The 19,768-nt window shown below is 72.5% G+C and carries 14 protein-coding genes and 1 pseudogene; 8 read left to right on the forward strand and 7 right to left on the reverse strand.

What is annotated here, in order from left to right; translation table 11 throughout:
* Positions 1 to 593 precede the first annotated feature (593 nt).
* Both AB8Z36_RS06125 and glpK read left to right on the forward strand, forming a co-directional pair.
* Positions 594 to 1,355: an MIP/aquaporin family protein gene (locus AB8Z36_RS06125; protein WP_369212147.1), complete on the forward strand. Its 762-nt coding sequence runs from the start codon at positions 594 to 596 to the stop codon at positions 1,353 to 1,355.
* Between the two features lie 42 nt (positions 1,356 to 1,397).
* Positions 1,398 to 2,918: a glycerol kinase GlpK gene (gene glpK, locus AB8Z36_RS06130; protein ID WP_369212148.1), complete on the forward strand. Its 1,521-nt coding sequence runs from the start codon at positions 1,398 to 1,400 to the stop codon at positions 2,916 to 2,918.
* Positions 2,919 to 2,991: 73 nt separating this feature from the next.
* On the opposite strand, the gene AB8Z36_RS06135 is transcribed toward glpK, so the two are convergent.
* The 4 genes from AB8Z36_RS06135 to AB8Z36_RS06150 are packed head-to-tail and all read right to left on the reverse strand — an operon-like array spanning position 2,992 to position 7,451.
* Positions 2,992 to 3,597 carry a GTP-binding protein gene (locus AB8Z36_RS06135; protein ID WP_369212149.1) on the reverse strand — a complete coding sequence of 202 codons (606 nt, stop codon included), beginning with the start codon at positions 3,595 to 3,597 and terminating at the stop codon, positions 2,992 to 2,994.
* 57 nt (positions 3,598 to 3,654) lie between these two features.
* Entirely contained in the window at positions 3,655 to 4,116 is a 462-nt protein-coding gene (locus AB8Z36_RS06140; protein WP_369212150.1) for a DUF742 domain-containing protein, read from the reverse strand.
* A 9-nt stretch (positions 4,117 to 4,125) separates the two neighbouring features.
* A complete protein-coding gene (locus tag AB8Z36_RS06145) occupies positions 4,126 to 4,566 on the reverse strand; it encodes a roadblock/LC7 domain-containing protein (protein ID WP_369212151.1) in 441 nt (146 codons plus the stop codon).
* A complete protein-coding gene (locus AB8Z36_RS06150) occupies positions 4,563 to 7,451 on the reverse strand; it encodes a sensor histidine kinase (RefSeq protein WP_369212152.1) in 2,889 nt (962 codons plus the stop codon). The genes AB8Z36_RS06145 and AB8Z36_RS06150 overlap by 4 nt, the downstream gene beginning before the upstream one ends.
* A 452-nt stretch (positions 7,452 to 7,903) precedes the next feature.
* Between AB8Z36_RS06150 and AB8Z36_RS06155 the strand changes: the two genes are divergently transcribed.
* Positions 7,904 to 8,395, forward strand: a complete 492-nt coding sequence (locus AB8Z36_RS06155; protein WP_369212160.1) for a hypothetical protein — start codon at positions 7,904 to 7,906, stop codon at positions 8,393 to 8,395.
* Between the two features lie 49 nt (positions 8,396 to 8,444).
* On the opposite strand, the gene AB8Z36_RS06160 is transcribed toward AB8Z36_RS06155, so the two are convergent.
* Positions 8,445 to 9,770, reverse strand: a complete 1,326-nt coding sequence (locus tag AB8Z36_RS06160) for an NAD(P)/FAD-dependent oxidoreductase (RefSeq protein WP_369212153.1) — start codon at positions 9,768 to 9,770, stop codon at positions 8,445 to 8,447.
* Positions 9,767 to 10,090, reverse strand: a complete 324-nt coding sequence (locus AB8Z36_RS06165) for a bifunctional 3-phenylpropionate/cinnamic acid dioxygenase ferredoxin subunit (protein ID WP_369212154.1) — start codon at positions 10,088 to 10,090, stop codon at positions 9,767 to 9,769. The genes AB8Z36_RS06160 and AB8Z36_RS06165 overlap by 4 nt, the downstream gene beginning before the upstream one ends.
* Before the next feature lie 189 nt (positions 10,091 to 10,279).
* On the opposite strand from AB8Z36_RS06165, the gene AB8Z36_RS06170 reads away from it, so the two are divergent.
* The 5 genes from AB8Z36_RS06170 to AB8Z36_RS06190 all read left to right on the forward strand — a co-directional run bounded on the left by AB8Z36_RS06170 (position 10,280) and on the right by AB8Z36_RS06190 (position 17,351).
* Entirely contained in the window at positions 10,280 to 11,110 is an 831-nt protein-coding gene (locus AB8Z36_RS06170; protein WP_369212155.1) for an IclR family transcriptional regulator, read from the forward strand.
* Between the two features lie 309 nt (positions 11,111 to 11,419).
* Entirely contained in the window at positions 11,420 to 12,505 is a 1,086-nt protein-coding gene (locus AB8Z36_RS06175; protein ID WP_369212156.1) for an S-(hydroxymethyl)mycothiol dehydrogenase, read from the forward strand.
* Positions 12,502 to 14,952 carry a GcvT family protein gene (locus AB8Z36_RS06180; RefSeq protein ID WP_440581862.1) on the forward strand — a complete coding sequence of 817 codons (2,451 nt, stop codon included), beginning with the start codon at positions 12,502 to 12,504 and terminating at the stop codon, positions 14,950 to 14,952. Before AB8Z36_RS06175 ends, AB8Z36_RS06180 begins: the two co-directional genes overlap by 4 nt.
* Positions 14,953 to 15,057: 105 nt before the next feature.
* Positions 15,058 to 16,212 carry an N-methyl-L-tryptophan oxidase gene (gene solA / locus AB8Z36_RS06185; protein ID WP_369212158.1) on the forward strand — a complete coding sequence of 385 codons (1,155 nt, stop codon included), beginning with the start codon at positions 15,058 to 15,060 and terminating at the stop codon, positions 16,210 to 16,212.
* A gap of 14 nt (positions 16,213 to 16,226) precedes the next feature.
* A complete protein-coding gene (locus AB8Z36_RS06190; protein WP_369212159.1) occupies positions 16,227 to 17,351 on the forward strand; it encodes an aromatic ring-hydroxylating oxygenase subunit alpha in 1,125 nt (374 codons plus the stop codon).
* Here AB8Z36_RS06190 and AB8Z36_RS06195 read toward each other — a convergent pair.
* A pseudogene (locus AB8Z36_RS06195) lies at positions 17,341 to 19,768 on the reverse strand (hypothetical protein); the annotation flags it as partial. The gene AB8Z36_RS06190 and the pseudogene AB8Z36_RS06195 sit on opposite strands and share 11 nt — an antisense overlap.

Here is a 19,768-nt window from a genome sequence, read left to right on the forward strand (position 1 = left end):
GGCCAGGGTGGGGGTGACCGCGAACCAGGGCCTCTTCGGCCATGGCTCCTCGGTGGTCGCCGTGCGCTGAGCGTACGACCTCTGCGGAGGGCTGCTCCGGGTCCGGCGCAAGTCCGGCCCGGGTCCGGCCCAAGCCCCGTCCGGGTCCGGCCCAAGCCCCGTCCGGGTCCGGCCCGAGTCCCGCCCGAGGCCAGTCCCGGCCCGGTCCGAGTCCGCTCCGGGTCCCGTCCCGGCCCCTCGCGCGCGGGCGTCGCGGGGAAAGCCGTGGTGCCGGTCAACCGTTGCCGTCCGCGACCTTGACGCTCCATCACCACCGGTGAACACTTCCGGGTGTCAGTCGGCGTCGCCGCACCTCGGCTCGGGCGCTCAAGGTCTCCGCGCGCGAAGGGCCCGCACGAAGACCCTGGTCAACCGGGTATCCCCCAGGGGCGATGCGACTGCCACGGCACGCTCGTCATGGACGCCGGGCGGGGCGCGGGAGAGTTCCTGCCTTCGGCTCCCAACAGCCGGTCCCATCCAGGCAGCAGTCGTGGGAACCGCACCCTGCACGGAGTACCGGGGCGCATGCCCCGGGCGAGGGCCTAGGAGCCGCCATGTACTCAAATGGGGACATCTTCATCGGTGAGGTCATCGGCACCGCGATCCTGATCCTGCTCGGCGCCGGCGTGTGTGCCGCCGTCACGCTCAGCCATTCGAAGGCGAAGGCCTCCGGATGGGTCGTCATCGCCTTCGGCTGGGGTTTCGGCGTGCTCGCGGGCGCCTACACCGCGGGACCGCTCTCCGGCGGCCATCTCAACCCCGCCGTCACGCTCGGCATCGCCATCGACACCGGCACGTGGGACAAGGTCTGGATCTATGTGCTCGGCCAGATGGTCGGCGCGATGCTCGGCGCCGTGCTCGCGTACCTCGTCTACCTCGCGCAGTTCAACGCCAACGTCACGCGGAGCGTGAAGGACGCGGCGGCCGGTGCGGGCGCGCACGAGCCGACGCCGACGCTCGGCATCTTCTCCACCATCCCGGAGATCCGGAACCCGGTCGCCAACCTCATCACCGAGGTCATCGCGACCATCGCCCTGGTGCTGCCGATCCTCGCCTTCGGACTGACCAAGGGGCTCGGCGAATCCGGGACGCAGACGCTGATCGTGGCCTTCCTCGTCGTCGGCATCGGCCTCTCGCTCGGTGGCCCCACGGGTTACGCCATCAACCCGGCGCGTGACCTCGGTCCGCGCATCGCGCACACGTTCCTGCCGATCCCCAACAAGGGCACGTCCGACTGGAACTACGCCTGGATCCCGGTGGCGGGCCCGCTGATCGGCGGAGCCCTCGCGGGTGTCATCTACAACGCAGCCTTCTGAGTCTTCCCATCGCAGGTCATCAAGGGTCATCAAGGGGTAGCCATGCCGGACAGCTCCGAGAAGTTCGTCGCCGCGATCGACCAGGGCACCACCTCGAGCCGCTGCATCATCTTCGACCAGGACGGCGCCATCGTCGCCGTCGACCAGCGCGAACACCGACAGATCTTCCCCAAGCCCGGCTGGGTGGAGCACGACGCCAGTGAGATCTGGTCCAAGGTGCAGGCGGTGGTCGCGGGGGCGGTCGCCAAGGCCGGGCTCCGCGCCGACCAGCTCAGCGCGCTCGGCATCACCAACCAGCGCGAGACGACCGTCCTGTGGGACCGCGCCACGGGCAAGCCGGTGCACAACGCCATCGTCTGGCAGGACACCCGTACCGCGGGGCTCTGCGACGAACTGGGCGGCGCGGACGGCCAGGACCGTTTCCGCGAGCGGACGGGCCTGCCGCTGGCCAGCTACTTCTCCGGCCCCAAGGCGGCCTGGCTGCTCGACAACGTGCCGGGGCTGCGCGCCCGCGCCGAGCGGGGCGAGATCGCCTTCGGCACGATCGACTCCTGGCTGATCTGGAACCTCACGGGCGGCACCGACGGCGGCAAGCACGTCACCGATGTCACCAACGCGGGCCGCACCATGCTGATGAACCTGGAGACCCTCCAGTGGGACCCGTCGATCCTGTCGGCGATGCGGGTGCCCGAGGCCGTCCTGCCGGAGATCAAATCCTCCTCCGAGGTGTACGGGACGGCCGTGGGCCAGCTCTCCGGAGTGCCCGTCGCCTCCGCGCTCGGCGACCAGCAGGCGGCCGTCTTCGGGCAGGCCTGCTACGACACGGGGACGGCCAAGAACACCTACGGCACCGGCAGCTTCCTGCTGCTCAACACCGGCAACCGGCCCGTTCCGTCCAAGAACGGCCTGCTGACCACGATGGGCTACAAGATCGGCTCCGAGGCGCCCGTGTACTGCCTGGAGGGGTCCATCGCGATCACTGGCGCCCTGGTGCAGTGGTTCCGCGACCAGCTCGGCATCATCCGCAGCGCGGACGAGATCGAGACCCTCGCGGCGAGCGTGGACGACAACGGCGGCGCGTACATCGTGCCGGCGTTCTCCGGCCTCTACGCGCCCTACTGGCGCTCGGACGCGCGCGGTGTCGTCACCGGCCTGACCCGGTACGTCACCAAGGCGCACCTCGCGCGCGCGGTGCTTGAGGCCACGAGCTGGCAGACCCGGGAAGTCGTCGACGCCATGTACCAGGACTCCGGGGTGCGGATCACCACCCTGAAGGTGGACGGCGGCATGACCAAGAACAATCTGCTGATGCAGCACCAGGCGGATGTCCTCGGGGTGCCCGTGATCCGTCCCAGGGTGTCCGAGACGACCTGTCTCGGCGCCGCGTACGCCGCGGGGCTCGCCACCGGCGTCTGGAACGACCTGGACGAGCTCAAGGCGCACTGGCAGCGGGACGTCGAGTGGTCGCCGCGGATGGAGGCGACCGCCCGGGACAAGGAGTTCCACAACTGGCGCAAGGCCGTGGAACGGAGCTTCGGCTGGCTCGAGAACGGAGAGGGCTGAGCCGGACCAAGCCGCGGCCCGTACCCCGGTCGGCGGGGGTACGGGCCGTGGACGCGGCCGTCGGGGCGCGCCGTCAGGTGGTGGCGGGCTCCCGTACGGCCGCGGCGGACGTCATGGCGTGCTCGACGACGCCGATGAGGACGTCCTTGACGGACTCGCGCTCGCGGGCGTCGCACAGCACGACGGGCACGTCGTCGTCGAGGTCCAGGGCCTGGCGGACCGCCTCGGCGGGGTAACGCGAGGCGTCGTCGAAGCAGTTGACCCCGATGACGAACGGGATGGAGCGGCGTTCGAAGTAGTCGACGGCGGCGAAGCAGTCCTCAAGGCGGCGGGTGTCGGCGAGGACCACCGCGCCGAGCGCACCGGTGGCCAGCTCGTCCCAGAGGAACCAGAAGCGGTCCTGTCCCGGGGTGCCGAAGAGGTAGAGGACCAGGTCCTCGCGGAGCGTGATGCGGCCGAAGTCCATGGCCACCGTGGTGGTGTGCTTGCCCGCGACGCCGCTGGTGTCGTCGATGGGGCGGCCCGCCTCGCTGAGGGTCTCCTCGGTGCGCAGCGGCTTGATCTCGCTGACCGCGCCGACCAGCGTCGTCTTGCCCACGCCGAAGCCCCCGGCCACCAGGATCTTCAGCGTGACCGGCTCGACGGGGGCCTTGTCGCGCTCAGAACGCCTGAAGATCATCGCTCAACTTCTCCCGCATCGGTGGTGTCGCGTCCCGCATCAGTGGTCTCGCGCCGGTCAGAGCGCCCGGAGGCCGCTGATCACGTCGCGCAGAATACTTTCGTCCGGCAGCTCGGCGGGGGGCACGGGCCGGGTCACGTGCACCAGCTCGTCGTCGACGAGATCCCCGATGAGGACCCGCACCACGCCGACGGGCAGGTCCAGTTCGGCCGCCAGTTCGGCGACCGACTGAGGCGTGTCACGGCACAGCTCGACGATGTCCACATGCTCCGGCGACAGCGTCTGGTCAGCCTCGTGGCCGCCCGGTACATGTGCCTCGGCGATCACGACCGCGATGAGATCGAGGCGGTGCTGGCCCGGGCTCGTGGTGCGCCCCCGTGTCATGGCGTACGGGCGCACCACGGGTCCGGCCTCGTCGTCGAACCAGCGGTGCGTCTCCTGCGTCCCCGGGGTCCCGGCGATGCCGGACGTCCCCCACAGTGCCTTGGTTCTCTGCGTCCCTCGACCGTCGTGGCTCATGCCCTCCCACTACCCTCCCGCGTGCAGGTCCGTGCGCGGTGCCGTACCCAGGTGCACACCTACCCTCTTGACCAGCAGCGTCATCTCGTACGCCACGAGGCCGACGTCGGAGTCGGCGTCCGCGAGCACGGCGAGGCAGCTGCCGTCGCCCGCGGCCGTCACGAAGAGGAAGGCGTCGTCGAGTTCCACCACGGTCTGGCGGACCCGGCCCGCCTCGAAGTGCCTGCCCACGCCCTTGGCGAGGCTGTGGAACCCGGAGGCGACGGCGGCGAGGTGCTCGCTGTCCTCTCTGGTCAGGTCCTTGGACACGCCGGTGGGCAGGCCGTCGCCGGAGAGCACGAGCGCCTTGCGGATGCTGGCGACGCGCTGCACCAGGTCGTCAAGGAGCCAGTTCAGCTCCCTGGCCGCCCCGGTGTTGGCGATGCGTGCGTCGGCCTTCGGTGCGGTCATCGACCGTCCCCCTCAGATGTCGTTCCTGGTGCTGTGCCGTCGGTGGCGTCGTCGCCTGCGGCGTTCTCGTCGCGGCCGCGCTGCCAGCCCCGCTGGAGCGAGGCCATGCGGCTGCGTACCTCCTCCGCGTCCCGTTCCTCCGGCCGGGTCTCGGCGCGGTCGGAGCGGCGGTCGGGGCCGTCCTTCAACTGCGGGGCGAGGCTGGCCTGCCGGACCCGGCGGGGCAGTCCGCCGGGGGCCGTGCCGCCCCCGGCCGGGGTGGTCCTGTCCTGCCCCGTCCGGTCGGGAGCGGCGCCGCCCTGGGGTCCCGTGCGACGGGCGCGCCGGGGCAGATCCGGTGCCGGGCCCCCCGCGGTGACGTCGCGGTGCGGCGGGGACAGGTCGGGCCAGGCGTGGTGCGGCCCGGCCGCCCCCCGGGGCTCGGGGACCTCGTCCGCGGCGGCGGGTGCCAGCGGGAAGCCGTCGGGGAACCGGCTGTCTGGCGACCGGTTCTCCTGGGCCGCCCTGCCGTCCCTCGACCGGTGGTCACGCGAGCCGCTGTGCGTGACGGGGCGGCCGTTGGACCTGACCAGCTTCGGGGTCCTGCGGCGCGGCAGCGGCACGAGGCCGCCGGTGTGGGCGTCCTCGTCGAGGTCGTCGTCGCGGACCTGCGCGGCGTCGGCGCGCGTGGGCTGCCCGGCGTCACGGGCCTGCTGGTGCTGCTCGCCGGGCGTGCCCGCCACCCTGCGGCGCGGGCGGAAGAGCCCGCCGCGCTCGCTGTCGTCGTCGCCGAGCGCCCCGGGGAAGGAGTCGAGGTCCGCCAGGCCGACGGGCGCCTCTAGCTCCACCGGGCCGTCGAGCACGGAGGCGGGCAGGCCGGGCAGTTGTACGGGCACCTGGGCGAGGGCGGCCGCGCGGTCGGCGGCCTTGTCGGGACCGGCCAGGGGCTCCCTGGCCTGCGGGCGGTCGAGCCGGAAGCCGACACCGCCGGTGTCGGGGACGTCGTCGGTGAGCAGCGACTCGGGGATGAAGACGACGGCGGTCGTGCCGCCGTACGGCGAGGGCTGGAGGGAGACGCGGACCCGCTGGCGCTGGGCGAGGCGGCTGACCACGAAGAGGCCGAGGCGGTCGGTGTCGGACAGTTCGAACTCGGGGGTCTCGGCGAGCCGGAGGTTGGCGTCGAGCAGGGCGTCGGCGGTCATGCCGAGGCCCCGGTCGTGGATCTCCAGGGTGAAGCCGTTGGCGACGTGCTCGCCCAGGACCTGCACGGCGGTGTGCGGGGGCGAGAACACCGTGGCGTTCTCCAGGAGTTCGGCCATGAGGTGCGTGAGGTCGGCGACGGCGGGCCCGGTGACCGCGATGCGGGGCAGCCTGCGGACCTCGATGCGCTCGTAGTCCTCGACCTCGGCGACGGCCGCGCGGACGACGTCCATGAGCTGGACGGGCTTGCGCCACTGCCGCGAGGGGGCGGCGCCGGAGAGGATGACGAGGCCCTCGGCGTGCCGCCGCATGCGGGTCGTCAGGTGGTCCAGACGGAAGAGGTCGGCCAGTTCGTCGGTGTCCTCGGTCCTGCGCTCCATGGTGTCAAGGAGCGTGAGCTGCTTGTGCAGCAGGACCTGGCTGCGGCGGGCGAGGTTGACGAAGACCTCGGAGACGCCGCGCCGCAGGTCGGCCTGTTTGACGGTGGCTTCGACGGCGGCGCGCTGAAGGGTGTTGAGCGCCTGGCCGACCTGCCCGATCTCGTCCTTCTCGTACGAGAGGCGGGGCGCCTCGGTCTCGACGTCGACCTGTTCGCCCGCGGCCAGGCGGCGCAGCACTCCGGGCAGCCGGACACCGGAGGCCTCGTGGGCCTCCAGGCGCAGTCGGCGCAGGTCACGGATGAGACCGCGGCCGATGCGTACGGACACGATGACCGACACCACGAGCGCGAGGAGGCCGAGCACACCGGCCACGACGAGTTGCAGGACCACGTCGAAGGCGGCCGGTTCCACCCGGTCCTTGAAGCGGTCGCCGGCCTCGACGTCGCGGTCGGAGAGCTGCTTGAGCACCCGGCCCGCCGTCTCGTCCCAGTGGGCGGACGTCACCACGTGCGGGGTGCCGGGGGTGGAGGCGGCGATGTCGTTCTCGGCCTTGCGGAGCTGGGTGGTCTGGGCGCCGTTCCAGTAGCGCTCGTAGCGGGCGCGTTCGTCCGCGGGAAGGGGCGCGAGGCTCACCTCGTACAGCAGACTGCGCTGGGCCTTGAGTTCCGCCACCTGCTGGATCTCGGACCTGGTCAGCTTCCGGGCGACGAGCGCGGAGCCGATCATCGCGTCCTCGCGGGAGAGCAGCTCACGCGCACGCGCGGCGCCGACGAGCGCGCGGCCCTGCTGGTCGAAGCTCACGTCGTCCAGGCCGGCGCCCGCGAAGCCGTTGAGGGTGGAGAGCAGGCCGAAGCAGGGATCGATCAGCTTGGTGTACATCTTCAGGGCGCCGGAGCGGGAGATCGTGCCCTCTTCGACGGTGCGGCGCAGCGACTTGACGCCGTCGAAGGCGTCCACGAGCGCGATGAGGCGGGTGTACGAGTTGCCGTCGATGCTGTCGAGGAGGCCGGAGTCCCTGCTGTTCTCGCGGACCTTGGCGAGGACGTCGTCGGTCGCGGTGCGGCTGCGGCGCAGGGCCGCGAGGGCGTCGGAGGCGCGCGGGTCGGCGAGATAGACCAGGGTCTGGCGGCGTTCCTGCTGGACCGCGCGGATGGTGTCCTCGATCGGATACCCGATCTTCTCGACGACATTGGCCGTGTCGAGCAGCGTGCTCGCCTCACGGCCGGTGTGAATCGTGGCGAAACCCCAGATGGCGGTCAGGGAAACCAGCGGCACGAGCAGCAGTGCCACGATCTTCCGGCGGATGGACTTCCCGCGAAAGCGCATGGCCTCCCCCAGATCGGCCCCCTGCGACCGTTGCATGGGCCAGGGGCACACATGTGCGTCAACAAACGGCGCGAGCCTACTACTGACTCACGGACAACTCGAAGGCGCATCCGAACGCTTTTCGGCCGTGACGTGAAATGGACGTCGGCAGTTGTCCCTTCATTACGGACTATTGCGCCCCACCATGTGGTGCATGCCACCCGGACCCATCCCCCGGGCCCCACCTGCCAGTTGGCCGATTTTCTTCGCTGTACGGAACCGGAGGGGGAATCTTTCCGATCTCCCGTTCGTCCTTCATGCAGAGGGCAGGCCGTCGGCAGGCGGAGTGTCGGCCGGCGGTGTATAGCGCGGCAAACCGGGCAACCAGAGGTGAGTTGATCCAAGGGCTCCCTGCCCGGGGCCCGCAGTGCGTTCGTGAACGGCCGCGAAGCAGCGGGGGGAGTGACGAGATGATGGGCACGGCAGAGCGCCACAGGACGTCGGGGGGCGGCGAGGCCATAAGGACCGCCGGGGCCGGGAATGCCGCCCGGCGGKAGCKGKASGAGGGGATGAGCCGCCCGCCCTTGTGGGTCGAGGAGCCCGCGCGCAGAAGGCGGCTGCCCGATCCCGTGCGGACGGCGGCCGTGCGGGCCGTGATCATAGTGGCGGTCACCCTGGTGCAGGCGATGGTCGCCGTCCTCGCGACGCTCGCGGGGTCCTGGCTCGCCTTCCCCATGGTGCTGAGCAGCGTGGCCAGCACGGTCGTGGCCACCTGGGGCGTCCTGGACGTCTGGGTGACCCGCCAGGTGTACAACCAGCGCAACGGCGTGGTGTCGATGCCGAGCAGCACGGCGCGGCAGCTGCGGCGCGAGCGGCGCCGGGCCCGCCGCCAGGCCCGGATCGCGGCCCGCGGCAAGGCCCGCATACGCGGACGCGGCGGAGCGGGGCAGCTTTCGCACTCCTGAGCCGGGTCGCCGCCGCGTCCCGCGAGGACCGGAGGGGCGGCCGTCGTGCTCAGATCCGGGCGGGCTCGGCCTTGTAGTCCGTGGACGTGTTGGTGTCGGCGTCGGCGTTGCCGTCGGTTTCCGCGTCCGTGCTGGTGCCCGCGCCCGTGCTTATGTCCGTGCCCGGGTCCGCGCCCGCGTCCGCCATGAGCTGCCTGCGCAGCTTCATGAACGGCCGGGAGCGGCCGACCGCGAGAGCGGCCACGGTGCGTCCCGCGCGTTCGTAGACGGCCAGGAAGCCCTCGCCCGGGTCCTCAAGGGCTCCTTCCACGACGCGTACGGTGTCGCCCTCGCGCCGCCGTCCGGCGAACTGGACGCGGGTGCCGTACTGGTCCGACCAGAAGTACGGCAGCGGGCGCGCCGTCTCCACCGTGTGTCCGGCGAGCAGGTTGCGCACGGCCACGCGGGGCTGCTGGGTGGCGTTGGTCCAGTGTTCGGCGCGGATGCCACCCGCGCGGGCGACATCCCCCACGGCCACCACCTGGGGCAGCGCGGTGACGCACCCGTCGTCGCAGAGCACTCCGTCGTTCAGGGAGAGAGGGGAGTCGGCGAGCCAGTCCGTGTTGGGCGTCGCGCCGATGCCGACGACGACCAGGTCGGCGGGGAGCACGCGGCCGTCGGACAGTTCCACGGAGGTGACGCGGTCAGGGGCGGCGGTACCCCGGGAAGCGCTTCGCAGTGCGGTCACGCCGACGCCCGTGAGGAGGCGGACCCCGGCGCCTGCGTGCAGCCCGGCGCAGGCCAGTGCGGGTTCCGTGCCGAGGGGGGCGGCGAGCGGGACCGGTGCCGCCTCGACGACGGTGACGTCGTGCCCGAGCGCCACGCACGAGGACGCGGTCTCGGCGCCGATGAAGCCGCCGCCGATCACGACCACGCGGTGCGGGCCGCTCCCCGTGGTGAGTGCCGTCCGCAGGGCGCGGGCGTCGTCGAGGGTGCGCAGGGTGTAGACGCCGGTGAGCGGGGGTCCGGGGAGCCGTCGCGCGGACGCCCCGGTGGCGATGACCACGCCGTCACTCGGCAGCGTCCTGCCGTCGTCGAGCACGAGGGTGCGGGCGCGCGCGTCGAGGGCACGGACGCGTACGCCGAGCAGCCACTCGGCGGCGAGCTCCGCCGTCTCCTCCGCGTCGGTGAGGGCGAGCCGGGCCTCGTCCGGCGTGCCGGTGAGGAAGTCCTTGGACAGCGGTGGCCGGTCGTAGGGCTGGTGCGGTTCGGCTCCGACGACGACCAGGCGTCCGTCGAAGCCCTGGGCGCGCAGCTCGCGTGCCGCGTACAGGCCGGCGAGCGAGGCTCCGACGACGGTGACGGTCCGCGGGCGGCCCCCGGCGGCCGGGCTCATGCGGCGGATCCCTCCTCGGCGGTGGCCAGGCGTACGAGGACCATGTTGTCCTCGACGTACACCTGGTGGGTGCGGACGGGCCTGCGGGCGGGCAGGCAGGTGGGCTGCCCGGTGCGCAGGTCGAACGTGGCGGCGTGCAGCGGGCATTCGACGAGGCAGCCCTCCAGCCATCCCTCGGAGAGGGACGCGTCCTGGTGGCTGCATGTGTCGTCGATGGCGAAGAGTTCACCGTCGGCGTTGAACACCGCGACGGGCGGTGTGGTGTCGAGGCGGACGGATTCGCCCGCGGGGAGGTCTTCGAGGCGGCATACGGGAATCATGGGCCCCCCTCTGGTGTCATTCGGCCCGGTCCCGACCCCTTCTGGGGTCACGACCCTTCGGTAACATGATGTTTCACATGGCGCACGAGGGAGCGCTATACGCAACAGAATCCGGTCGGGGTGCCCATCGCGTCAAGGGCATCTCGAAGACGCGGCTCGTGACAGCCGCCAGGTGGTGAGAGTCGAGATATGACCGGCACGCGGAAACAGGCTGATCACGGCAGTGCGCCGGACGGAGAGCCACGCGAGAGGCAGCCGAAGGGGGCCGCCGGATCCGTCCAGTCCGTGGACCGCGCGGTGAGCGTCCTGGAGATCCTCGCGCGCCACGGCGAGGCCGGAGTCACCGAGATCGCCGACGAGTTGGGGGTGCACAAGTCGACGGCCTTCCGGCTGCTCGGGGTCCTGGAGAACCGGGGCCTCGTGGGACAGGCCAAGGACCGCGGCAAGTACTTCCTCGGCGCCGGCGTACTCCGCCTCGCGGGGGCGGCGGCAGTGCGCATGGACATCTCGCAGGAGGGCGGCCCCGTCTGCCGCGAACTCGCCGACGAGCTGGGCGAGACGGTCAACATCGCGGTCCTCGACGACGACGCCGCCGTGAACATCATGCAGGCCCGCGGCCCGGCCTCGGTGACCGCGCAGAACTGGCTCGGCCGCCGCACCCCGCTGCACGCCACGTCCAGCGGAAAGGTGCTGCTCGCGCACCTGCCCACGACGCTGCGCGAAGGCATGGTCGCGCGCACGCTGCCGCGCCTCACCGAGCACACGGTGACCGGCACGGTGGCGCTGCGGGGCGAGCTGGAGACCGTCGTGGAGCGCGGCTTCGCCGTCGCCGTCGAGGAGTTGGAGGTCGGCCTCGCCGCCGTGGCCGCTCCGGTGCGCGCGCACGACGGCAAGGTCATCGGGGCGCTCAGCGCCTCGGGTCCGGTCTACCGGCTGACCGAGGAGCGCCTCACGGAGGTCGCCAAGCGGACGGTGGCGGCGGCCGTGGAGCTGTCCCGGCGGATGGGGTACGGCTTCTGAGCCTCTGAGTCTCCTGCGTGGGCGGGGTCAGGATTCCTGGCCCCGCCCACGCGCGTTCCCGCCCGCCACGCGCGGTCCCGTCCACCGTCCGCGCGCGGATTTATGAACGCTTGGCTCCGCCCTCTTGACGGCCTCTTGATGGCGTTCCCACTATGTCTCTCATAGCGCAACCGATCGTGCAGTACGCAACAGCGTCGTAGGTCAGTCGTACGTCCTGCCGAGCTCCGGTCATGGAGCTTCATGCCATCGAGCTTCATGCCATCGAACTTCATGCCATCGAGCCATGCGCAACAGCAGAGGAGTCCGGTCGTGCCCCACGAGGTCCGTGCCGTCGTCGCCGTGAAAAAGGGCGCGCCCGTCGAGGTCCAGACGATCGTCGTGCCGGATCCCGGTCCGGGTGAGGTGCTCGTCTCCGTGCAGGCCTGCGGGGTCTGCCACACGGATCTGCACTACCGGGAGGGCGCCGTCAACGACGACTTCCCCTTTCTGCTCGGCCACGAGGCGGCGGGCACGGTCGAGGCGGTCGGCCCGGACGTCGCCGGCCTCGCGCCCGGCGACTATGTGGTGATCGCCTGGCGCGCGCCCTGCGGAGCCTGCCGGTCCTGTCTGCGGGGCCGCCCCTGGTACTGCTTCGACTCACGCAACGCGCGACAGCCCATGACGCTCCTGGACGGCACCGCGCTGAGCCCCGCCCTCGGCATCGGCGCCTTCGCCGAGAAGACCCTGGTCGCCGCCGGGCAGGCCGTGCAGGTCGACCCGGCGGCGCGGCCCGAGGCCGTGGGTCTGATCGGCTGCGGCGTCATGGCGGGCTACGGGGCCGCGGTCCACACCGGCAAGGTGGAGCGCGGTGACACCGTCGCCGTCATCGGCTGCGGCGGCGTGGGCAACGCCGCGATCGCCGGGGCGTCCCTCGCCGGGGCCCGCCGCGTCATCGCCGTCGACATCGACGACGCCAAACTGGACGGGGCGACCCGGTTCGGCGCCACGCACACGGTCAACTCCCGGGGCACCGACCCGGTCGAGGCCGTCCGCGAGCTGACCGGCGGGCACGGGGTCGACGTCGCGATCGACGCGGTCGGCACCCCCTCCACGTACCGCCAGGCCTTCTACATGCGCGATCACGCGGGGGTGCTCGTGCAGGTCGGGGTGCCCGATCCGGAGATGATGGTGGAGCTGCCGCTGATCGACCTGTTCTCGCGCGGCGGCGCCCTGAAGTCGTCGTGGTACGGCGACTGCCTGCCCACCAGGGACTTCCCGATCCTCGTCGACCAGTATCTGAGCCGCCGCCTCGATCTGGGCGGCTTCGTCTCGGAGACGATCGGCCTCGACGACGTGGAGGAGGCCTTCGCCCGCATGCGGCGCGGCGAGGTGCTGCGATCGGTGGTGGTCCTGTGAGCCCCGCCGGGAGCGGAGGGCCCCGTGTGGTCGTCATCGGCGCGGGCATCGTCGGCTGCTCGCTCGCCGACGAGCTGACCTCGCGCGGCTGGACCGACGTCACCGTCCTCGAACAGGGTCCGCTGCCCGCGCCGGGCGGCTCCACCTCGCACGCGCCGGGCCTCGTCTTCCGTACGGGTCCCTCCAGGACGATGACCGAGTTCGCGAAGTACACGGTGGAGAAGTTCGGCTCCCTGGAGGTGGACGGGCTGCCCTGCTTCCACGCGGTCGGCGGACTCGAACTGGCCACCACCCCCGAGCGCTGGGCCGACCTGCACCGCAAGGCCGGACTCGCCGCCTCCTGGGGCGTGCGCGCCGAACTCGTCGGCCCCGGACGCTGCAAGGAGCTGTGGCCGCTGATCGACGCGGGCCAGGTGCACGGCGGGCTGTACACGCCGGACGACGGCCTCGCCCGCGCGGTGCCCGCCTGCCGAGCCCAGATCGAGCGGGCACGCGCGCGTGGAGCACGATTTCTCGACCGGCACACCGTGACCGGCATCGAGCGGGACGGCGACCGCGTCACCGCCGTCGTCACCGACCGCGACACCTTCCCCGCCGACCACGTCGTCTCCGCCGCCGGTTTCTGGGGCCCGGTGATCGGGCGGATGGCCGGGGTGGACGTGCCCCTGCTGCCGCTCGCCCACCAGTACGCCAGAACGGCCCCGCTGCCCGAGCTCGCCGGGGCCAAACACCCGCGCACGGAGGCGTCGCTGCCCATCCTGCGGCACCAGGACCGTGACCTGTACTTCCGCGAGCACGTCGACCGCCTCGGCATCGGCTCGTACGCGCACCGGCCGCTGCCCGTCGACCCGTTCGCAGTCCCCGCCTTCGACGACGCCGAGGACATGCCGTCCTCGTACCCCTTCACCGAGGACGACTTCGCGCCGAGCTGGGAGGACTGCCGTCGGCTGATCCCCGCCCTGCGGACGACGGAGATCGCGGAGGGCTTCAACGGCGTCTTCTCGTTCACCCCGGACGGCATGCCGGTGCTCGGTGAGTCCCGTGCGCTGCGCGGCTTCTGGCTCGCCGAGGCGGTGTGGGTCACGCACTCCGCGGGGGTCGCGCGGGCCGTCGCCGAGTGGATGGTCGAGGGGCGGTCCTCGCTCGACCCGCACGCATGCGAGCTGACACGCTTCGAGGACGCCCAGCGCTCCCCCGCCTACGTGGCCGAACGCGGCGCACGGCAGTTCGTCGAGGTCTATGACGTCATCCACCCGCTCCAGCCCCTGGACCAGCCGCGTCCCCTGAGGGTCAGCCCCTTCTACGGCCGCCAGCGCGAGCTCGGCGCCTTCTTCCTTGAGGGCGGCGGCTGGGAGCGCCCGCACTGGTACGAGGCCAACGCCGCCCTGGCCGAGGACATCGCGGTGCCGGAGCGCGACGCCTGGGCGGCGCGGTACTGGTCCCCGATCGCCGCGGCGGAGGCGCGCGCCACCCGCGAGAGGGTCGCCCTCTACGACATGACGCCGCTGCGCCGCCTGGAGGTCGCGGGCCCCGGCGCGCTCGCCTTCCTCCAGCGCATGACCAGCAACAACCTCGCCAAGCGGCCGGGCTCGGTCACCTACACCCTCCTGCTCGACGAGTCCGGAGGCATCTGTTCCGACCTGACGGTGGCCCGGCTCGCGCCCGACCGCTTCCAGGTGGGCGCCAACTCTCCCGCCGACCTGGACCGGCTGCTCCGGCACGCGCCCGCCGACGTACATGTCAGGGACATCACCTCGGGGACCTGCTGCGTCGGGGTCTGGGGGCCGCTGGCCCGCGCCCTCGTCCAGCCGCTGACCCACGACGACTTCTCGCACCAGGCGTTCGGCTACTTCAAGGCCAAGGAGACCTGCGTCGGGCACGTCCCGGTGACCGCTATGCGCCTGAGCTACGTCGGTGAACTGGGCTGGGAGCTGTACACCAGCGCGGATCTGGGCCTCCGCCTCTGGGACACGCTCTGGGAGGCGGGCCGCGAGCTCGGCGTAGTGGCGGCGGGCCGTTCCGCCTTCAACAGCCTTCGCCTGGAGAAGGGATACCGCGCCTGGGGCCACGACATGACCGCCGAACACCACCCCTACGAGGCGGGCGTCGGCTTCGCCGTCCGCATGGACAAGGGCGACTTCGTGGGCCGCGCGGCCCTGCGAGCGCTGGAGGACAGGCCCCCGGAGCGCAGGCTCACCCCGCTGCTCCTCGACGATCCGGCCGCGGTCGTCCTCGGCAAGGAACCCGTGTACGTCGACGGTGTCCCCGCCGGATACGTGACCAGCGCCGCGTACGGCTACACGCTGGGCCGCTGCGTCGCGTACGCCTGGCTGCCGCCCCTGGAGGCGGGCGCGGGCGTCGGCATCGAGTACTTCGGCGAGAAGGTGCCCGCGACGGTCGCCGACGAGCCGGTCTTCGACCCGGAGATGACCCGCATCCGCCGGTAGCCGAAGCCGGAGCCGGAGCCGATGGTCTGGCGTCCGGTAGCCGGTAGCCGGTAGCCGCCCCACCGTCCCCTCCCGTACCGACCACCAGCAGCCAGGAGGCCCCCGGTGTCCCCCACCTACGACGTGATCGTGATCGGCCTCGGCGGCATGGGCAGCGCCGCGGCGCATCATCTGTCCGCGCGCGGCGCCCGCGTCCTCGGCCTGGAGAAGTTCGGCCCCGTCCACCGGCGCGGCTCCAGCCACGGCGGTTCGCGCATCACCCGGCAGTCCTACTTCGAGGACCCCGCCTACGTACCGCTGCTCCTGCGCTCCTACGAGCTCTACGAACGCCTCGAACGCGACACCGGACGCGAGATCGCCACGCTGTGCGGCGGTGTGATGCTCGGCCGCCCCGAGAGCCGCCCCGTCTCCGGGTCACTGCTCTCCGCCCGGCGGTGGGACCTGCCGCACGAGATGCTCGACGCCAAGGAGATCCGCCGCCGCTTCCCGACCCTCACGCCACGCGAGGACGAGGTGGGGCTTTACGAGGCGCGGGCGGGCCTGATACGTCCCGAGAACACCGTCGCCGCACACCTTCAGCTCGCCACGCGGCAGGGCGCCGACCTGCACTTCGAGGAGCCGATGACCCGGTGGGAGCCCTACCGGGACGGTGTGCGCGTGCACACCGCCGAGGACACCTACACGGCCGGGCAGCTCGTGATCTGCCCGGGTGCGTGGGCGCCGGGGCTGCTCACCGACCTGGGGGTGCCGTTCACCATCGAGCGGCAGGTCATGTACTGGTTCCAGCCCACCGGCGGCGTGCGGCCCTTCCTCGCCCGGAACCACCCGATCTACATCTGGGAGGACGAACAAGGCGTCCAGGTTTACGGCTTCCCCTCCATCGACGGACCGGATCTCGGCGCGAAGGTCGCCTTCTTCCGCAAGGGCACGCCCTGCACACCGGAGACCATCGAACGGACCGTCCACGACCACGAGGTGGCCGCCATGGCCGAGCAGGTCGGACGGCTGATCCCGGCTCTGCCCGGCCGTTTCCTCAAGGCCGCGACCTGCATGTACTCCAACACCCCCGACGAGCACTTCGTCATCGCGCGCCATCCGGCGCACCCCGGTTCGGTGACCGTCGCGGCCGGATTCTCCGGGCACGGGTTCAAGTTCGTGCCCGTGGTCGGCGAGATCGTCGCCGATCTGGCCCTGGCGGGCACCACCGGCCACCCCATCGAGCTCTTCGACCCCGGCCGCCTGGCCGCCGCGCCCGCCTGAGGAGTACGCACACCGTGACGACGACCCCCTTGCCACCGAGCCTCATCGCGACACTGCCCGGCCACTACTACACCGACCCCGACGTCTTCCGGCGGGAACAGGAACACGTCTTCGAGGCCCTCTGGTTCTGCGCGGTGCGCTCCGCCGACCTCGACGGGCCCGGCGCCTTCCGCACGGTGCGGGTCGGCCGCGAGAGCGTACTGCTCACCCGCTCCCGCACCGGCGAACTGCGCGCCTTCCTCAACGTCTGCCGCCACCGGGGCGCCCGCCTGTGCACCGAGGAGTCCGGCCAGGTCCGCCGCGCGCTGCAATGTCCTTACCACGCCTGGACCTACGACCTGGACGGCAAGCTGATCGCCGCACCCAACCTGATCAGGATGCCGGACGTGGACCGCTCCGCGTACGGCCTGGTCGAGGTGGCCCTGCGGGAGTGGCTCGGCTACGCCTGGGTCTGTCTCGCCGAGGAGCCGCCCTCCTTCGAGGAGACCGTCATCGGCGCGGCGGTCGAACGGCTCGGCGACGCGGCGTCCATCGGGCGCTACGGCGTCGAGCGGCTCGCGCTGGGCAAGCGCGTCACCTACGACGTACGGGCCAACTGGAAGCTGATCGTCGAGAACTTCATGGAGTGCTACCACTGCGCGACCATCCATCCCGAACTGACCGACGTCCTGCCGGAGTTCGCCGACGGCTTCGCCGCGCAGTACTACGTGGGGCACGGCGCCGCCTTCGCCGAGGAGGCCTGCGGCTTCACGGTCGACGGCAGCGCGGGCTTCGGCCGCCTGCCCGAGGTCGACGACGACCAGGACCGCCGCTACTACGCGATCACCGTGAAACCGACCGTGTTCGTCAACCTCGTCCCCGACCATGTGATCCTGCACCGGATGTTCCCGCTGGCCGAGGACCGCACGACCGTCGAGTGCGACTGGCTGTACGCACCCGACGTCGTCGCCTCCGGGGCCGACCTGTCGAAGTCCGTGGAACTCTTCCACCGGGTCAACGCCCAGGACTTCGCGGCCTGCGAACGCACCCAGCCCGCCATGGCCTCGCGCGCCTACCGGGAGGGCGGGGTGCTCGTGCCGACCGAGCACCACATCGGCCTCTTCCACGAGTGGCTCACCAAGCGGCTCGCTACGGAGTGACCGCGGGGCGCTTGTACATCCGTGTCGCGGTGATCTCGCCGTGCACCGTCTCGCCGTCCGGGTCCTGCTGGGGCAGGCCGGGGCGCAGGTGCTCCTCGACGCTGATGTACTTCAGGCCCGCCCTGAGGTCCGCGTCGTTCCGCAACCGGATGACCAGCGGGAACTCGGCGAGCGCTGTCGTGTCGAACAGCCCCGTCGTGTACAGGAGCTGCACACCGAGCGCGTCCGAGACGGCCCGCTGGAGTTCGAGCAGATACGTGGCGTTGGCGCGGCCGATCGGGTTGTCCAGGAAGAGCGTGCCCGCGTGCCGGTGCTTGTCGCGGCCCCGGTCGTTGCTGCGCAGGGCCGCCATCGTGCAGTACAGGGCGATGGCGGCGGTCAGGAGCTGACCGCCGGAGAAGACGTCGCCCATCTGTCCGACCGGCACGCGCTCGGCGCGCAGCACGGCGTCCGGCTTGAGGATCTCGACGGCGACACCGCGCGGCTCCAGGGCGGCCTGCACACCGCGCAGCAGCAGCGACATGCCGTCGCGCCGCAGGTCGGAGTTCTTCCGCACCGCCGCGCGCGTGGCCTCGTCGATGACCTCGCCGAGCCGCTCGACGAGCGTGGCCTGGTCGGGCTCCTCGAAGCGGACCCGCAGGAACTCCTGGCCCGACCACTCCCCGAGCCCCTCCGGCAGCCGGGACAGGCGCTGGGCGGAGCGGAGCGTGGCGAGCGCCGACTCGACCAGGCCGCGCAGGCGGTCGACGATGCTGTCGCGGTTGCGCTCCAGCTGCTCCAGCTCGTCGGTGAGGACGCGCAGCCGGGGCGCGAACGCGTCGGCCCACTTCTTGGCGTGCTCGGGCAGTGCCGACGCGGGCAGCTCCCTGATCTGCTGCCGGGCGGGCGTGCGGACCTGCTCGTAACGCGTGGCGTTGGCGTGCCGCACGAGGATGTCGCTCGCCTCGCGGACGGCGGACTCGGCGGTGGACAGGTCGGCGGCACAGCCGCGCAGCGACCGGCGGGCCTCGGCGGCGGCCTGGCGGGCCTCCTCCAGGGTGCCGGGGTAGGCCTCGGGGGTCTCCTCGGGGTCCTCGTGGTGCTCGCGGAGCAGGTCGCGCAGGAGGGCGGCGGTCTCGTCGAAGCCGCCCGCGGCGTCCTCGGTGGCGCGGTGGGTGTGCAGGAGCGCGGCGTGGGCCTCCTTGGCGGTGGTCAGCGCCTCGGTGTGCGCGGCCAGCTCGCCGGTCGCGGTGCGCAGCAGGGCCTGGGCCTGCTCGGCGTCGGCGGGGACGAGGTCTTCGGGCAGTTCGGTGTGCGCCTCGCCGTCCTGCGGGGCGTGCCGCTCGGCCTCGCCGCGCAGCCGTCCGAGCTGCTCGCTCGCGGTGGCGGCGCGGGTCTCGATGAGCTGGACCTGGGCCTCCGCGCGCGCGGCGGCCGCCTGCCTGGACGGTCCGTCGGAGCCGTCGGTGCCTTCGAGGAGCAGGGCGGCGCGGGTGCGGACCTTGTTGCTGAGGCGGTTCAGCTCGGCGAGGGCGGCGCTCTCGTCGCTCTCGGCGCGGGCCTGCTCGGCGCGGAGGTCGGCGCCGACGCCCACCTTCTCGTAGAGCTGTGACGCGGCGCGGTAGGCCTCGCGGAGCGCGGGCAGCGAGGTCTTCGGGGCGTCGCTGTCGGCCGGGACGTCCTCGGGGGCACCGGCGATCTCGGCGCGCTCGGCGCGCAGCGCGCGGGCGGTGCGGCGGGCGTCGTCGGCGGCGCGCTGGGCGGCGCGCCGGTCCTCGTCGGCGGCGCGGGCGCGGTCGAGGCAGGTCTGGGCGCGGGCCTCGGACTCGACGGCGTCGTCCGCCAGTTCGCGCAGCTTGGCCTGCCAGCCCGCCCGCTCGCGCAGCCGGAACGCCAGTCCCGCCAGGGCATCGGCGGCGCGCCGGGCGCGCTGGGCGGTCTCCTGCCGCTCGTCCCGCACGCGTGCCGCCTCGCCCGCACTCTCGTCGGCCTCGGCACGTGCGGTGCGGGCCTCGGTCAGCCCGGCCTCGGCCTCCTCGGCGAAGGCGCGGGCCTCCTCGGCGGCSSWGGCCAGCYGSRCSRSRSGKCCKYSCKSGSRKMCGCCGGGGCGCTCGGCACCGCCGCCGCCCTCGGGCCCACCCTCGCGGCCTGCTCCTCGGGCCCGGAGTCGACCAACGAGACCGGCGACGGCGGCCAGGGCGGCGGCGGTGCCGACGGCGACGGCGGACCGGGGCAGCAGCGCGGCGTCGGCGAGGGCCTCGCGGGCGCGGGCGTGCGTGGCCGGGTCGGTGATGACCACGCCGTCGACGAGCTCGGGCCGCGCGGCGAGCACGCGCGCGTGGTCGGCGGGGTCGACGGCCTGGGCCAGATAGCGCCAGCCGGGCAGGGCGGGGATGCCGTGCTCGCCGAGGAACTCGACGGTGGCGAGGACGTCGGGG

The sequence above is a fragment of the Streptomyces flavofungini genome, assembly GCF_041028215.1.
GTDB lineage: Bacteria > Actinomycetota > Actinomycetes > Streptomycetales > Streptomycetaceae > Streptomyces > Streptomyces flavofungini_B.

Coding starts and splice junctions, on each gene's coding strand:
- AB8Z36_RS06125 (WP_369212147.1), top strand. CDS start 594: ATGTACTCAAATGGGGACATCTTCATCGGTGAGGTCATCGGCACCGCG.
- glpK (WP_369212148.1), top strand. CDS start 1,398: ATGCCGGACAGCTCCGAGAAGTTCGTCGCCGCGATCGACCAGGGCACC.
- AB8Z36_RS06135 (WP_369212149.1), bottom strand. CDS start 3,597: ATGATCTTCAGGCGTTCTGAGCGCGACAAGGCCCCCGTCGAGCCGGTC.
- AB8Z36_RS06140 (WP_369212150.1), bottom strand. CDS start 4,116: ATGAGCCACGACGGTCGAGGGACGCAGAGAACCAAGGCACTGTGGGGG.
- AB8Z36_RS06145 (WP_369212151.1), bottom strand. CDS start 4,566: ATGACCGCACCGAAGGCCGACGCACGCATCGCCAACACCGGGGCGGCC.
- AB8Z36_RS06150 (WP_369212152.1), bottom strand. CDS start 7,451: ATGCGCTTTCGCGGGAAGTCCATCCGCCGGAAGATCGTGGCACTGCTG.
- AB8Z36_RS06160 (WP_369212153.1), bottom strand. CDS start 9,770: ATGAGCCCGGCCGCCGGGGGCCGCCCGCGGACCGTCACCGTCGTCGGA.
- AB8Z36_RS06165 (WP_369212154.1), bottom strand. CDS start 10,090: ATGATTCCCGTATGCCGCCTCGAAGACCTCCCCGCGGGCGAATCCGTC.
- AB8Z36_RS06170 (WP_369212155.1), top strand. CDS start 10,280: ATGACCGGCACGCGGAAACAGGCTGATCACGGCAGTGCGCCGGACGGA.